The 14863-nt window shown below is 56.8% G+C and carries 14 protein-coding genes and 1 pseudogene; 2 read left to right on the top strand and 13 right to left on the bottom strand.

The window, feature by feature from the left end:
• Window positions 1-241: 241 nt before the first annotated feature.
• From OCY70_RS26990 to OCY70_RS26955, 9 genes and pseudogenes are all read right to left on the bottom strand, one after another.
• The gene (locus tag OCY70_RS26990) at window positions 242-595 is read right to left on the bottom strand and encodes a hypothetical protein (protein WP_213428956.1); all 354 of its coding nucleotides are present in this window, start codon (window positions 593-595) and stop codon (window positions 242-244) included.
• Window positions 596-634: 39 nt separating this feature from the next.
• Window positions 635-1465 (bottom strand): alpha/beta hydrolase, encoded by an 831-nt coding sequence (locus OCY70_RS26985; protein ID WP_213428955.1) that lies wholly within the window; start codon window positions 1463-1465, stop codon window positions 635-637.
• 299 nt (window positions 1466-1764) lie between these two features.
• Window positions 1765-1998: a hypothetical protein gene (locus OCY70_RS26980; protein WP_213428954.1), complete on the bottom strand. Its 234-nt coding sequence runs from the start codon at window positions 1996-1998 to the stop codon at window positions 1765-1767.
• A 58-nt stretch (window positions 1999-2056) separates the two neighbouring features.
• Window positions 2057-2641, bottom strand: a complete 585-nt coding sequence (locus OCY70_RS26975; protein WP_261945218.1) for a TetR/AcrR family transcriptional regulator — start codon at window positions 2639-2641, stop codon at window positions 2057-2059.
• Window positions 2642-2699: 58 nt separating this feature from the next.
• Window positions 2700-3491, bottom strand: coding sequence for an ABC transporter permease (locus OCY70_RS26970; RefSeq protein WP_213428952.1), 792 nt, complete (start codon window positions 3489-3491; stop codon window positions 2700-2702).
• A gap of 2 nt (window positions 3492-3493) precedes the next feature.
• On the bottom strand, window positions 3494-4429 hold the full coding sequence (locus OCY70_RS26965; RefSeq protein ID WP_213428951.1) for an ABC transporter ATP-binding protein: 936 nt from the start codon (window positions 4427-4429) through the stop codon (window positions 3494-3496).
• 21 nt (window positions 4430-4450) lie between these two features.
• Window positions 4451-5347 (bottom strand): CBM96 family carbohydrate-binding protein, encoded by an 897-nt coding sequence (locus OCY70_RS36330; protein WP_390905310.1) that lies wholly within the window; start codon window positions 5345-5347, stop codon window positions 4451-4453.
• 12 nt (window positions 5348-5359) lie between these two features.
• Window positions 5360-6330: pseudogene (locus OCY70_RS36325) on the bottom strand (polysaccharide lyase family 8 super-sandwich domain-containing protein); the annotation flags it as partial.
• The gene (locus tag OCY70_RS26955) at window positions 6231-7427 is read right to left on the bottom strand and encodes a hypothetical protein (RefSeq protein ID WP_213428949.1); all 1197 of its coding nucleotides are present in this window, start codon (window positions 7425-7427) and stop codon (window positions 6231-6233) included. The pseudogene OCY70_RS36325 and the gene OCY70_RS26955, both read right to left, overlap by 100 nt.
• A gap of 438 nt (window positions 7428-7865) precedes the next feature.
• Here OCY70_RS26955 and OCY70_RS26950 point away from each other — a divergent pair, with 438 nt between their 5' ends.
• Window positions 7866-8153 (top strand): hypothetical protein, encoded by a 288-nt coding sequence (locus OCY70_RS26950; protein ID WP_213428948.1) that lies wholly within the window; start codon window positions 7866-7868, stop codon window positions 8151-8153.
• Window positions 8154-8513: 360 nt separating this feature from the next.
• Window positions 8514-8897 (top strand): helix-turn-helix domain-containing protein, encoded by a 384-nt coding sequence (locus OCY70_RS36320; RefSeq protein WP_373871471.1) that lies wholly within the window; start codon window positions 8514-8516, stop codon window positions 8895-8897.
• Window positions 8898-9874: 977 nt separating this feature from the next.
• Here the strand turns inward: OCY70_RS36320 and purD are convergent.
• From purD to purM, 4 genes are all read right to left on the bottom strand, one after another.
• On the bottom strand, window positions 9875-11173 hold the full coding sequence (gene purD / locus OCY70_RS26945; protein WP_213428946.1) for a phosphoribosylamine--glycine ligase: 1299 nt from the start codon (window positions 11171-11173) through the stop codon (window positions 9875-9877).
• Window positions 11174-11242: 69 nt separating this feature from the next.
• Window positions 11243-12790: a bifunctional phosphoribosylaminoimidazolecarboxamide formyltransferase/IMP cyclohydrolase gene (gene purH / locus OCY70_RS26940; protein ID WP_213428945.1), complete on the bottom strand. Its 1548-nt coding sequence runs from the start codon at window positions 12788-12790 to the stop codon at window positions 11243-11245.
• Between the two features lie 327 nt (window positions 12791-13117).
• Entirely contained in the window at window positions 13118-13762 is a 645-nt protein-coding gene (gene purN / locus OCY70_RS26935; protein ID WP_213428944.1) for a phosphoribosylglycinamide formyltransferase, read from the bottom strand.
• Window positions 13762-14802, bottom strand: a complete 1041-nt coding sequence (gene purM / locus OCY70_RS26930) for a phosphoribosylformylglycinamidine cyclo-ligase (protein WP_213428943.1) — start codon at window positions 14800-14802, stop codon at window positions 13762-13764. Before purM ends, purN begins: the two co-directional genes overlap by 1 nt.
• Between the last annotated feature and the right edge of the window lie 61 nt (window positions 14803-14863).

Below are 14863 nucleotides of genomic sequence, written 5' to 3'. Positions count from 1 at the left end.
TTTGCAATCAATATTGCGTATGTGTGGTACTGCAAACTTTTCAAGCCTTACATATCTTATCACATGACCCGGTGGTTTTGTAAAGAAAACGTAACTGGAAAGTGAGCATTTGTCGAATCTCGTAGCCGAAGCCAGACCTATAAATCATGCTTTTTTGACAAGTTTCACAACTTTTCGAAAACTGATTGAAAGAAGCGTTTTCATTTCAAAATTTTAGCTCCTGCTATTTTCCATTCCCCATTCAACGATCGAGTATAGTTTCCGCTCTTTTCCTCATCGTCATACCGATCTGAATGCATTTGCGCAACAATCCGCGTTCTATCCTCCTCACAGAACAGAACCGCTGCTCCGCTCCCGCTTCCCCGGCTTGCTGCTCCTGCTTCTCCCTGTACTTGACGAGCCGGACGGGGCGGCGACCCTCCCCCTTCGCGCAATCCTCATCACTGCGATCCGGGACCGCTTCGGTCACCTTCCCGAGATTTGTATATAGATTATGCTTTGCCCTGCAAAATGACTCCGCCGATAGGCCAGGCAGAGCATTCCACGACAAAAAAACGGAGCCGCGCATCCGCGCTTGCTCCGTTATCAATTCCATTGGCCAGCCCACGCTGCGGCCCTGAAGTGCCCTACAACGTTAAATGCTCCAGTTCGCCCATTCCTCCTGCCCCTGCTCCCACTGCTTCAGCCACTGCAGCGTGCAGTCGAACAGCTTCTCCCGGTGTTCTCCGCTTGAATACGTATGATCCGCCTGGAAGACGATCTCCTTGTCGCACTGTCCGTCGCCCCGCATCCAAAATATTTTCTGATAGAGAAAGCTGTAATCAGCCGGAATGACATCGTCGCCCGTCCCGTGAACCAGCAGCACATCGCCGTTGAACTTCGGGGCCTCCTGGAACGGCTGATGCCTGCCGAGCGCATCGAAATACGTCTGGGTGAAGGTATAGCCCAAATAATCGGACTGCCCGCGCGTCACCGCCTCATCATACCGTTCCCGGCCGACGATGCGGACAATATCGTTGAACGGATAAGCGACGGGCGACCAGAGAATGAGCCGCTTGACCCGCACGTCGCGGACCCCCGTCAACAACGCGACCGCCCCGCCGAGACTATGCCCGATAATCGTCACCCGCTGCGGATCGACATTGCCGCACCCGAGCGCGTAATCGAGCACCGTCCCGGTCTGCTCGATCATATCATCCAGCCCGAGCCGGCCGTACTCCCCGGTGCTCTCCCCGCAGCCGGCGAAATCGAAGCGCATGACGATATGGCCGCTCTCCGCCAGCCGGCGCGCCGCATTGACGAACAAGCGGTCGACGCCGATTCGGCTCCCGACGAAGCCGTGACAAATGATCGTGACCGGCACGCGCTTCTCCTCGCCCAACTCATAAGGCGTACGCTCTCCCGGATAATGTATCGTAGCGGCCAACCGTTCGTCCCGCCACCGGATATCGACATGTCGTTCCATCGCTTCCCCTCACCTTTCCTGCTGCAATATCTTTTTCCCCGGCATCTGCCCGCCGCTCGGCTCCCGGTCATCCCCCAGTCATCCTAAACTCCAACCCGAACGCAGCGCATATCTCACAATTCCGATTAACTTACTATGTTATTGAACATAGTGTACTCCGGCTTCGCCCCGGTGTCAACCCTGCAGGGTTAAGATTGTTGACCGCCAAGCCGTCCGCCAACACAACAAGGCCGCAGCCTCCGCTTGCGCGGTGCTGCGGCCTTGCCCGGCTGCCCTGCCGAGACAGAGCAGCCTATTCATCAATCGTACAGCCCGTAAGAACGCTGGACCATCTGATGTGTCTCCAACGCACCGTCAGACATGCCTGCATGCAGATGGTCACTGATGGCATCGGGATCGCCCTCGAATGAAGCATCGGCTTCCTCCGTTCGATGCATCGCTTCCATGGCAGAGGCTTCCTCCTGTCCCCTGCTCTGCTCCTGAGACAAATACAACCGGGTCAATGCATGACCCAGCGGATACGGCTCCTTCACCAGTCGTTCCTCCTGACGTACGTAGATTACGACATTAGTATAAGGAGCCGAACATAAATTATTCTCCCGGCTTCACGTTCCGATCGGTCAATATGCCATGGCACAGCATCGTCATCAATTGCTCCGCCAGCGTACGCAAGCCGAAGCCGCCCTCCAGCCGCCCGGGCTGGGACATGAACTCCTTCATCGACATCATGTACAGCACCATGAGATGGGGCGAGAGATCTTTACGAACCTGACCCGCCTGCTGGGCGCGGAACAAGGCTTCCTCGAACGCGGGAATGACCCGGTTCTCCTGATAGGACATCAATTTCGCGAAGATGGCCGGATAATACTGCACCAGATCGGAAATGAACAAGGGCGAGATCTGATCAAAGTCCCGGTAATTCATCAGCCGTTCGAACAGATCGCGGATGTCCTTGGCCTCGGACATGACCGTCTGCATCAGTTGGAACGATTCCTCCATCAAGCGATCGATGATCGCCTCCAGCAGCCCTTCCTTGCTTTGAAAATATTTATAGATCGTCATCTTCGCCACCGGTACGGCTTCGGCGATCTGTTCCATGCTCGTCTCTTGAATGCCTCGTTCAAAAAACAAGCGCTGACCGGCCACCAGAATCGCATCTGCTTTCCCTTTCGCCATTGCCCAAGTCTCCCCCTTCGCTGCCGCCTGCAACACTCGACTTCGAGGGGGCGTCCGGCTACAGATCCCGCCGGGACAGCCACCATCGGCCGCCTGCCAAGCCCCCTGCGTATAGCACTATCGTAATGAATACCGCAGACCATGGCAAGCTTCCGTCCAGGAACAGGTCTTGGCCGCTGAAGGCGGTGAACAGGCTGAGCCGGGACAGCCAGGACAGCGATTCATGCATGCCGGCAAGCAGATGGAATAGAAAGGACAAAATCACAATGCCAATGCTGACCGCCATCCCCGCCCGTTCGGAAGAGACGGCGACCGACAAGGCATAGCCGATGCCCGCAAAAGCTAACGCCGTCAGCACGCTGGCCGCCGTATACAGGAACAGGATGCCCGGGTCCCTTACCGTGCTGAACATACTGCCGAACAAGAGCGTCGAACCATAGCTGAGCGCCGCGATAATCAGCACCCCCGAGAGATGAGCCGCCGCCTTGCCCACAAAGATGCGGCCGCGCGACAGCGGCAGCGTGTACATGAAGTCGGCCGTGCCCGCATCGCGTTCCCGCACCCCGGCCGATGCGGCCCAGATCGCGGCGAACGCGCCCAACAGGAGCATATAGAAGACCAGCGGCTCGCTTCCCATCCAGCCTTCGAAGCTGGTCATCAATTCGGGATGGAGACCGAAGCCTTCCAGCAGCGCCGGCGGGAACTGCTCCAGCAGCTTCAGCATATCCTCATTGCTCATATACAGATCGCCGAACCCGGAGAACATCGTCTGGAACAGCACGATAATCAGCGTCCAGATGAGGAAGCTTCTCCGGTTCGTGCGCCATTCATATCGGAACAGCTCGCGCATGATTATTCCCCCTTCTCTCCGCCGGCCGCACGCTTCCGTTCTGCGGCGTCCGGCCCTTCGTATTCCGCCATGAACAACTGCTCCAGCGTCGGCTGATCGATGCGGATATCATCGATATCGTAAGCCGACAGCTGCCGCAAAGCGGCCTGCAGCGGCCGCCGCAGCGTAAGACGGTGCTCGGTTCCGTCGAAGGAGGCCCCGGGATCGAGCGCTGTCAGATGATATGCTTCGATCTGATTGCCCGGCTGCCGGAAGCGGATATGGGCGATGCGCCGATCCTTCCCCGGAATCCGGTCCACCTCGCTCACGCGCAGAATGCGGCCGTCGCGGATAAAGGCGGCGCGGGAGCACAGCTTCTCCACCTCGCTCAGCACATGCGTCGAGAAGAGTACCGTCGCCCCGCGCTCATTATACTCCCGCAGCATCTCGAAAAATGTATGCTGCATCAGCGGATCAAGACCGGATGTCGGTTCATCCATGACGATCAGCTCCGGCCGGTGGAGCAGACATTGCACGATGCCCAGCTTTTTTCGGTTGCCCAGCGAATACGACTTCACCCGCTTGCGTACATCCAACCCGAGCCGTTCGGCATCAGCCAACGCCGGCGTCTCCTTCAGGCGCTTGCCATGCACGCGCGCCGAGAAATCCAGCACCTCCAGCCCCGTCAGTTCATCGTGAAAATGCACCTCCGAAGGCAAATAGCCAATCCGTTGGCGCAGATCCGGCCGCTCCCGATCCACACGCTCCCCGAACAGCTCGATCGTGCCGGAGGTCGGATGGATCAATTGCATCAAGGTGCGCAGCGTTGTAGACTTTCCGGCTCCATTCGGTCCAATAAACCCAAACATCTCTCCCTGCTTCACCGTCAGATGAAGCTGTTCAATCCCGCGTTGTTTCCCGTATCTTTTCGTCAAATCGGCGAAATGAACGACATCCATCTCATCACGCTCCATTTATACTCATATCAAATTATAAGTACAATATATCCCTGATAACCAGAATTCACAAACCCGATTTATACCCCAAAAACATGAAAGGTATACATCCAATCTCTCTATTCCTCTTCCAAGCTCATTACTTCTCCCCAAGGCACGAGAAAAGCATGCAGCCCCTCGGGAGGAGATCTGCATGCTTTTCCTTCGAATTGTTATTTTTCTTGCTGCGGTTTCAGTCACCCCGCTTAATGCATCCTCCACCGCCGCCGGGAACAGCACCTGCAAATACGGCCGGTCTTCGGCAGCTTCCCGGCTGTTCATGCTCGCATAGCGGTTATCGACCGTGTCGATGCCGATGCTGACGATCCCGTTGCCGGACAACTCCGATTGAACGAAGGAAGTCACATCGAGCGCCTTCCACCCCGCTGCCGTATCGAAGGAGGCCGTATCCAGCTTCTGGCCGAGCGCAGGCTTCCGGTTCCAGGTCACCTCCGATTCCGTCCAACTGTCATCCGCTACCGCAAAAGCACTGACGCCTCCCGGCTGATCCGTACTGCCGTACACCCACAATTTAGCGGCATTCACCTCGCCCGTGCAGCCGCCCAGATCGAACTTGAAGAAGGTCTGGCGCTTGAAGCCGCCGCCTCCGTTCCGCGCCACCAGGTAGGTCGAGCTGCCGAAGTTCGTATTGGCCTTGGCGCCATCCCATACGAAGGTATCGGCAACGGGAGCGAACTGCTCTTCCTGAACGGGCGGAAAAGAAACCGGCGCCTCCGCCTCATACGTCAGCTTCACCTGATGCGCCGTCCCCAGCGACCCGGCGGCGTTCACCTTCAGTTGAATCGTTGGCGACGTGCGCAGGACGGACACCGTGTCCGATTGCGACAGCACCTCGAATCCCGGCTTGCCGATCTCAAGCATCAGGCTGCCCTGGTTTTTCGTCGGATCCGACAAGGACACCGTCAACTCGTTGCCTTCCTCCTTCACGATCAATGACGCCGGCTGCTCGCTGCGCACGAGATCGACCGTGCCCGCCTGCCAGAAATTCGCCGCAGTCAAGCCAAGCCGCGTCTCCTTCACGGCCTGAATATCCGCCGAGTTGCGGATAATCTCAATGTCCGGCCGGACGCTGTACGCTTCCGTCCCGGCCGCATCCTTATTCGGAAGGAGCACGTAGGAGTAGGCAGCGTCCGACGGCTGCGTTCCATGTTCCAGCGCCAGGCTGACATAATTGCGGGTGATCGGTGCCCCGGAATCGCCCTGATTAATGTTGCTCCACGCTCCGGTGCGGGATTCCCGCAGTCCGGTGACAGCAGCCGGATCCGGGAAGTAATAACCGACACCGGCTCCCGGAACATTGCCTTCCAGATGCGCCCACCGCACGCCCTCCACCGTATCGGCCCAGCCAAGCTGCGCCGGCTGGATCTGTCCATTGATCGTCAGCGCATTGTCTCCATTGGCGTTGATTTTGCGGTTCTCTACGATTGTCTCGATCTTCCGGTTATCTGTGCTGTGGATTCCCTCCCCCAGGGCGACGATCTCATCGTCGAGCAGGAACCATGATTTTTTGCCGGCGAGCGTGCTGTTATCCGGATTCAGATCCATCCCGGCCGCTCCATACAGCCCGTCGATGGACGTGCCGCCGACCCAAGACTTCGATGCCGTCTTCGGAGACCGGCGCGGCGCGCCGTCCGAGGCCGTGCCCGGCAGCCGGAACGGATTCACCGTCGGCCAGAATCCATCATTGAACTGCAGCGCATCGGCATTGTACAGGAAGTCATTCCTTCCCCGAGATGCCAACTCGTCACGCTGTCGCTAATGCTGTTCTCATAATTGGCGATGCGCGAGGAAGACATCTCAATGCCGAAGGCATAATCCTCCCGGAGATGCGATATCCGGTCCATGCCGGCGAATGTCGTATGCCCAAGTCGCTGTGGATGCGGAGGAATATCCGGATTCTCGATGACAAAGCGAAGCAGCACAATGTCCGCCACCCCCAGCCCATCATAAGGCCGGGTCCGCGTCGTATCGGACAGAATCGATAGACGAGGGGCTCATAGGAATCCGTTACCCAGTTGTAGGCATGCTCGAGCTTCGGGTCGGTAATCGCCCACGGGGAATCGGCCAGCACGGTCAGCAGCTTCCCCATATCGTTGAGCAGCACGCCGGCATAGCTCCCCGTATACGCGATATTGACATGCTGAATGAACGAGCCGTCCTTATAAAAACCATCCCCCCGGGTCACATAATCGAACACCTGGCTGATGGCGTCGCGGCCCTCCTCAATCTTCGCGCTCCGCTGCTCAAGCACGCCCCGAATAATAACGACGAGCGCCTTATCAAGCCGGTTCGCCCCGGTCTCGACAAGGCCGGGCAGATTCGTCCGCCGCGTCGGGTCCGGCACGAAGCGGTCCACCGCCTTCATGTAATTCCCGATCTGCTGCGACGTTAACGCCTCATACATAAGAACGACGGTGTCATTCAGATTTTGCGGCATGCCGATCTCCCAATCCCACCAATTCCCGGTCTCGCTTTTATTCTCGTTATAGCGGTTGGCATACATCCAGTCCAGCCCGCCGACGATATCCCGCTTCAGCTCCTCGTTCCGGTACAGCGGCGAGCCGTACGTCGAATAAGCGAGCGCCATCTGCTTCAGCCGGACATATCCGGCTGACATCTGATTCGAGGCGGTGCCCTGCAGATCACTCCACAAATAGGCTCGGCCCGCTCCCTTATTCATCCGATCCCACAGCCCGCTCCCCTCCGCATTGGATACATTTGAGATTAGCGCTTCGATCGCGGGCGCAATATCCGGATCCGCCGGATCATAGGCCGTCCCCCCGGTCAAAAACTCCACCCAACGCGCACGCAGCTTGTCGAACTCCGCCGCATCTGCCGTTCCCGCTGCCGCCTGTTCCGGCCATGCCGGAAGACAGCCGACAACAAGCAGCAGAGCAAGCCAGCCTGCCGTCACGCGCCGGACCTTCGCCCATCTTTTCAAACCCCTGTTCATCCAATCATCATTCCCTTCCTGCGAGTGGAAATCCTTCCCTCCCTCAGCATAGGAGATGAGCGAACAAGCCGACAATCTACCGTTTTCATTATCGATTGACGATTTTCAAGACTCGCCCCTGCTTAATCCGTTTTTCATGGAAAAAGACCGCTGGGTAGTTCCTGCGCTACCTTCCCCTATGCTAGCACTGCCGAAGTTTTTCCGTATGGCTGATCGGCACTGACCTCCGGAAACATACATGTAGACTTTTGTCGATTTTATCAACAAGTTTAAAGATTCAACCTAAAAAAATTATGTTAGGATAATATTGTAAATTAAAAGAGAAAACTTTAAGGGAGCATTTTTTCAGGAAAAATTCAAGAACGCTATAATGTATATACAGTTGGCTTTGAATCTGTCGATTTAAATGGAAATGGATGGTTTTTAATGGCTATTTACGATATCGATAGGGATTTATTAATTGATGCCTATCAGGTGAATATTGACAAAAAGAAATCCGTTAAAGTTATCCATAAAAATAGCGGGACAATAATCAACTCTACAGTTGAAGAACTAACAAAATTGGGAAGTATTAGTACTAGCAGCAGTCAAGAGGAGTGCGAATGGGCTTCCATTGCAGCATGTACCCTTGCAGGTGCAGCATTCGGAGGAGTAGGAGGTCTTGTATGTACAGTAGCTACCAAATTAATTTGCGACAATTGCGCATGTGATTGATTAGAAAAATGAAAATCAAACTTCTGAAAACGGTTAAAACCATTTGCATTTATGCCGGGATCCCAGGGATTGGTATCTTTGGCTCCAAATTTTTCACTATCCTGCTAACCAGAAATAAAATTGACTACTACTATATGACATTTGGTTCAATATTCGCCTTGTTATTCATTATCGGGTTGGTCCTAAAGTTTAACCTCAAAAAAAACAATATTGATTGAGTAGAAGTCCTCCAAGTGTACCTGCATCATCCGGGTATATTGGGGGACTTCACTTGCATATACGAAGACATTTCAAAAGGGGAGCTAATTAACACATATCTGCCATAACGATTGACTAATTCATGAATGAACGTCTAATATAATGCAAAGGACCTGCATCTCAATACTGACATATTGCTCAATATCAACAAATAACCGGATCATCCGCTATAGGGGTGAACTTATGAAGCGCAATATTATGCACATTCAACTTAACGATAAGATGTGCTTAGACATTGAACATGAGGTTCTCTTGAAATGTGGAGTTATTATTTCGCTTTCGCGAGTTGAATTTCGCTTATTGTATTTGCTGGCTATAAACCAGGGCCAAGTGGTTCCTTTTCAAGAATTGAAAAATTACGCATGGAAAATGTCATTCACGGTCACCCAACATGAATTATATGTTTACATAAGCCGAATTCGCAAAAAACTTGATGACGAAAACCATATCATATGTATTCGAAATGCCGGCTACATGCTAACCTAACAATTTTGGCCCAGAGCAGGGAAACATTGATATTCGTCCACCAACAATGGAAAAAATACAATTGAGTACAGCTTGCCAGCCGAGCCCGCTGCCTGCTCGCGGTTCGTCTTGTCCTCAATGTCGGCCCGGTAAAGCATAAACCGCCTCATGTGCATTAGCCTTCGCCGCTCCAACAGAACCGGGTTGCGTCCGGCTACGACAACTCCCGCCTTCGCCCTTTGCCATAGTATCCCATCCGGGCAGGTTCCTCCTTTCTAATCCCTTTGCTCCAGTATCCCATCCCGGCAGGTTTGTCCCTTCCGATCCTCTCTGCAACAGTATCCCTGCTAGTCAGGTACAGCCGGGGACGCCAACACGCTCTTCACATATCCATTTGTCACGCTCCTTTTTTCGAGCAGCTTCAATATCACTGGAACTAGAACCAGTTGTTCAAGAAACGATTTGACCCAAATACCAACAGGGAAAGATTCCACACCTCCAAGGTGTAAATGACTGGAAATAATAAGTTCCTGAGTAATGGGGAGATTGCCCATAAGAGCTTGAAGCACCTATTTGTGTCCAGTTCGCGAGGGAAGATAAGGGATTTTGCTGCACTCGAAATAAACGTGTTTCTCCACGAGCTTAAAGCAGGCCAAATTTCTACCGGATCTATAACCAGTTCTTCGAGAAACCAGTTCCTCAAGACAGCGTTTCAGCTTCAATACCAGCGAGGAAAGATTTCATTCTTACAAGGTGAAAAGGACTGGGGAAATTCAGATCCTGAGTAACGGGGAGACTGCATATAAGAGCTTAAAACACCTATTCACCTGCCTGTACGCAAGCGGAACTAAGAAAAAATGGCACTCTCGGAAATAAAAAAACCGTCACTCCACAGGCTCAGGTAAGCGGCCAAGGAGTCACGGCTTTCTCTGTTGCAAATGACCGGATAAAAAGCAATTTTCCAGCCAGGAGCATTATTAAATCTGTATAACGTCAGGTTACAGGTTCCCGACAGAACCGGCCGCCAGGTGGCGGTTGGCCTTGTCGGCGATGTCGGTCCGATAATGAATGCCGGCGAAGTGAATCTGGCGCACCGCCTCATACGCATTGGCCTTCGCCACGGCCAAATCCGGGCCGCGACCGACGACGCCAAGCACCCGCCCGCCGTTCGTCCGCCATGTTCCGTCATGGTCGCGAACCGTCCCCGCGTGAAAGAGCAGCGCCTGCTTCGACGCTTCCTCCAGCCCGGTAATGACATCGCCTTTGCGGTAGCTGCCCGGATAGCCTTCCGAGGCAACGATGACGCACACGGCAGCTTCGTCTCGCCATTCGAGCTCGATCTGATCCAGCGTGCCTTCGGTGCAGGCCCACAGCACGTCGAACAGATTTGTCTTCAGGCGGGGCAGTACCACCTGCGTCTCCGGGTCGCCGAAGCGGGCGTTGAACTCTACCACCTTCGGCTCCCCTTCCGGCGTTATCATCAACCCGGCGAAGAGCAGGCCGCGGAACGGGCGGCCTTCCGCCGCCATCGCCCGCACCGTCGGCTTGATCACCTGCTCCACCGCCCGCGTGAACACCTCTTCCGGGAACTGCGGCAGCGGGCTGTACGTCCCCATTCCCCCGGTATTCGGGCCGGTGTCCCCGTCATACGCGGGCTTATGATCCTGGGCGGGCACGCATGGCAGCACCGTCTCGCCGTCCACGAACGCCAACACTGACATTTCCTGCCCCTGCATGAATTCCTCAATGACGACCCGGCTGCCGGAGGCGCCGAACTTGCCTTCGATCATCACCTCATTCAATACCTGTTCCGCTTCTTCGACGGTCTGCACGATGGTGACGCCTTTGCCGGCGGCAAGGCCGTCTGCCTTGATGACAATCGGCATCGCCTGCCCGCGAACATATTGCTTCGCCGCCTCCGCATCCTCGAATGCGGCATACGCGGCGGTCGGAATGCCATAGGTTCGCAGCAGGTCCTTCATGAACACCTTGCTGCCCTCGATCTCGGCCGCCTTCCGGTCCGGCCCGAATACCCGCACCCCGTTCTCCTGCAGCACATCGACGATGCCGTCCGCCAGCGGATCATCCGGGCCGACGACGATAAGATCGATGTCATGATGGCGCGCATATTTCGCAATGCCTTCATAATCGGTCACCAGAAATGGAACCCTCTCCGCGACATCCTCCATCCCTGCATTGCCCGGAGCCACCAGCACCTGGCTAACCTTCGGGCTCTGCTTCAGCCCCCATGCCAGCGCATGCTCGCGCCCGCCTGAGCCGATGATCAATACTTTCATGTGATGAAGTCCCCCGTTCCTGTTATCTCCGCTTCAGCCGGTTCGTTACCGTCCTGTCGCCTTGTCCTGTTAATGCTTGAAATGACGCACGCCCGTCATCACCATCGCCATGCCGTTCCGGTTCGCCACCTCAATGGACTCTTCGTCGCGCACCGAGCCGCCCGGCTGAATGACCGCCGTAATGCCCGCCGCCGCGGCAAGCTCCAACGTATCGCCCATCGGGAAAAACGCATCCGATGCCAGCACCGCCCCGCGCGCCTTCTCTCCGGCCTGATCGATCGCGATGCGCGCCGCGCCGACGCGGTTCATCTGGCCGGCGCCGATGCCGACCGTCATGCCGTCCTTGACGAGCACAATCGCATTCGACTTCACATGCTTGACCACGTTCCAACCGAACAAAAGCTGCTCTACTTCCTGCGCCGACGGTTCCCGTTCCGTTGCCGTTCTCAAGGCAGACGGGTCGAGCGTATGCACATCGGTATCCTGCGCCAGCAATCCGCCCTCTACCGAAGTCAATTGGCGGGCCGGTGTGCGTTCCGACGGCGCAGGCTCCGTGCCGGTGCGCAGCAGGCGGATATTTTTCTTCTGCTTGAGAATGTCGAGCGCCTCCGGGCTGAAATCGGGAGCGATGACAATCTCAAGGAAAATCTCATGCAGCATTTCCGCCGTCTCGCGATCGATCGGCCGATTCGCCGCTACGATGCCGCCGAAGATCGAAGTCGGGTCCGATTCATACGCCTTCCGGTACGCCTCGGCCACTGTAGCGCCGATGCCGACGCCGCACGGATTCATATGCTTCACCGCCACGACAGCCGGCTCCGCGAATTCGCCCACAATCGAAAGCGCCGCATTGGCATCGTTGATATTGTTGTAGGAGAGCTCCTTGCCGTGAAGCTGCTCGGCTGTCGCGACGCTGCCCGCCCCTGCCAGCGGCTGGCGGTAGAATGCCGCCGCCTGATGCGGGTTCTCGCCATAGCGGAGCGGTTGCGCCAGCTCATAGGTGACGGTGAGCCGCTCCGGCCATGCCTCGCCGGTCTGCTTCGTCAAATAATCGGCAATCAGCGCGTCATACGCCGCCGTATGGCGAAATACCTTCGCCGCCAGACGCTTCCGCATCGCCAGCGTCGTATCTCCTTGCTGGCGGATTTCGTCCAGCACCCCCGCATAATCCGCCGCATCGACAACCACCGTCACAGCGGCATGGTTCTTCGCGGCCGAACGCAGCATGGTCGGCCCGCCGATATCGATATTCTCGATGGCCTCCTCATAGCTTACGCCTGATTTCGCAATCGTCTCCTGGAACGGATACAGATTGACCGCCACCAGATCGATATAGGACAATCCAAGCTCCTCCATCTGCCGGGTGTGCTCCGCATTGCCGCGCACGGCCAAAAGCCCGCTGTGCACAGCCGGGTGCAGCGTCTTTACGCGCCCGTCCATAATTTCCGGAAAGCCGGTCACCTCGGAAATGCCGATAACCGGAACGCCCTCGCGTTCCAGCAGCGACTTGGTGCCGCCCGTCGATATCAGCTCCACGCCGGCTTCCGCCAGGGCGCGGGCGAATTCCACAATCCCCGTCTTATCGGATACGCTGATTAGCGCTCTACGAATTGTCATTATGCTCTCTCCCTTACTTCAAATCGCGATGCCAAGCCATACCTATCTTCCGCCGATGTCACCAACTACCGCGCGTTATCACAGTGAGTCTGTCTCAGAGCGGCCGCTGTTTCCAGGATATTTCTCTTTACTATCTATAAAAACACTTTCCTCTGCTATCATTGTAATGCGATAAAGAACCCTCGTCCAGATGCGGACCCTGCAACCCATCCTGCCCCCTTGGGAACAACCTCCTGCCCATCACAAGAGCATTTTCCCCCGGAAAACAGGAGCCGTCACTTCCCAAGGCATCTGGCCTCAAATGAAACGGTACAGCATGCCATTGCATCATGCCTTGTCCTCTTGGCCCCCATAAGTTCCGGCCAGCAGACGCCGGACCACCTGCGGGTAGATGCGGTGCTCCACCGCCTGAATTTTGGCGAGCAGCGATTCGAGCGTATCGTCTTCGGCAATCGCCACCGCCTCCTGCGCCACGATCGGCCCCGTATCCATCCCGGCATCGACCAGATGCACGGTCACTCCCGTTACCTTCACGCCGTAATCCAACGCCTGGCGTACCGCGTGCAGGCCCGGAAAGCCCGGGAGCAAGGAGGGATGGATATTGAGAATGCGGCCTTCATACGCTTCCAACAGCACCGGCGTGACGAGCCGCATATATCCGGCCAGGGCGATCCATTGCACGCCATGCCGGCCCAGCGTCTGCAGGACGTCGCGTTCATAATGGCCGCGGCTCTCATAGCGCTTCGGCTCGAACACCGCGGCCGGCACGCCAGCTTCGCGCGCCCGCTCCAATACGCGGGCTCCGGGCTTGTCGCAGACGAGCAGCGCGACCTCCCCGCCGAGCTGCCCCGCCCGCGACGCCTCCGCCAGCGCCTGGAAGTTCGAGCCCGAGCCGGAGGCGAACACGGCAATGCGCGGCAGAGAGGAGGTGCCGGCGGACTCCGCTTCCTGCCCTTCATATCCTGTGCGCATCAGCAGCCCACCTCCGGAATCCGGACCTGGCGCAGGCCTTCCGTCACCGTGCCGATGCGGTATACCGCCTCGCCCTGCTCCGCCAGGCAGGCTTCCGCCGCAGCCGCTTCATCCGCGCTTACCGCAATCACCATGCCGATGCCCATATTGAACGTCGTGAACAGCTCCGTCCAGGTGAGGCTACCGATCTCGCGGCTCAGGCGGAATATTTCCGGAACCGGCCATGTTCCGTAATCAATCTGCGCCGCCGTGCCTTCCGGCAGCATGCGCGGAATATTTTCGAGGAAGCCGCCGCCTGTAATATGGGCCGCCCCCTTGACCGTAACCCGCTTCATTAGCTCCAGCAGCGGGCGCACATAGATGCGCGTCGGATCGAGCAGCACATCGGCCAGCGCGCGGCCGTCCGACGTCACCCGCGCATCCAGGGTATAGCCGGCCTGCTCCAGGAACAGCTTCCGCACGAGCGAATAGCCATTGCTGTGGAAGCCGCTGGAGGCGAGGCCGAGCAGCACATCGCCCGGGCGGATCGTCCCGCCCGTGATGAGGCGGCGCTTCTCGACGACGCCGACGCTGAAGCCGGCGATATCATACTCGCCCGGGGCGTACATTCCCGGCATCTCCGCCGTCTCGCCGCCGATGAGGGCGCAGCCCGCCATCCGGCAGCCTTCGGCGATGCCGCTGACGATCGCTTCGATGCGCTCGGGCACAACCTGGCCGCAAGCCAAGTAATCGAGGAAGAACAGCGGCTCGGCCCCCTGCACGACGATGTCATTGACGCACATGGCCACCGCATCGATGCCGATCGTATCATGCCGATCCGCCGCGAAGGCGAGCATCAGCTTCGTCCCGACGCCATCGGTTCCCGAGACGAGCACTGGCTCCTCATACTTTTTCGCATCCAATCCGAACAGGGCCCCGAATCCTCCCAGACCCGACAGCACCTCCGGCCGAAATGTGCGCTGCACATGCTTTTTCATCCGCTCCACAGCTTCGTTGCCTGCCGCGATGTCGACCCCGGCTTGCTTATAAGCTTCAGACATAACGTATGCGTCTCCCCTCTCCGGTTCGCCCCGCTCCAGGCGGGACGCCTTCCTCCTGCAA

Source organism: Paenibacillus melissococcoides (assembly GCA_944800085.1).
Lineage (GTDB): Bacteria > Bacillota > Bacilli > Paenibacillales > Paenibacillaceae > Paenibacillus_B > Paenibacillus_B melissococcoides.
Note: the sequence above shows the minus strand (reverse complement) of the source record. Positions and strands in the feature narration are given on the sequence as shown.

Coding starts and splice junctions, on each gene's coding strand:
- purN (WP_213428944.1), bottom strand. CDS start 13,762: ATGCGCACAGGATATGAAGGGCAGGAAGCGGAGTCCGCCGGCACCTCC.
- purH (WP_213428945.1), bottom strand. CDS start 12,790: ATGACAATTCGTAGAGCGCTAATCAGCGTATCCGATAAGACGGGGATT.
- OCY70_RS36330 (WP_390905310.1), bottom strand. CDS start 5,347: ATGCTTGAGATCGGCAAGCCGGGATTCGAGGTGCTGTCGCAATCGGAC.
- OCY70_RS26950 (WP_213428948.1), top strand. CDS start 7,866: ATGGCTATTTACGATATCGATAGGGATTTATTAATTGATGCCTATCAG.
- purM (WP_213428943.1), bottom strand. CDS start 14,802: ATGTCTGAAGCTTATAAGCAAGCCGGGGTCGACATCGCGGCAGGCAAC.
- OCY70_RS26965 (WP_213428951.1), bottom strand. CDS start 4,429: ATGGATGTCGTTCATTTCGCCGATTTGACGAAAAGATACGGGAAACAA.
- OCY70_RS26985 (WP_213428955.1), bottom strand. CDS start 1,465: ATGGAACGACATGTCGATATCCGGTGGCGGGACGAACGGTTGGCCGCT.
- OCY70_RS26975 (WP_261945218.1), bottom strand. CDS start 2,641: ATGGCGAAAGGGAAAGCAGATGCGATTCTGGTGGCCGGTCAGCGCTTG.
- OCY70_RS26970 (WP_213428952.1), bottom strand. CDS start 3,491: ATGCGCGAGCTGTTCCGATATGAATGGCGCACGAACCGGAGAAGCTTC.
- OCY70_RS26990 (WP_213428956.1), bottom strand. CDS start 595: ATGGAATTGATAACGGAGCAAGCGCGGATGCGCGGCTCCGTTTTTTTG.
- OCY70_RS36320 (WP_373871471.1), top strand. CDS start 8,514: ATGCAAAGGACCTGCATCTCAATACTGACATATTGCTCAATATCAACA.
- purD (WP_213428946.1), bottom strand. CDS start 11,173: ATGAAAGTATTGATCATCGGCTCAGGCGGGCGCGAGCATGCGCTGGCA.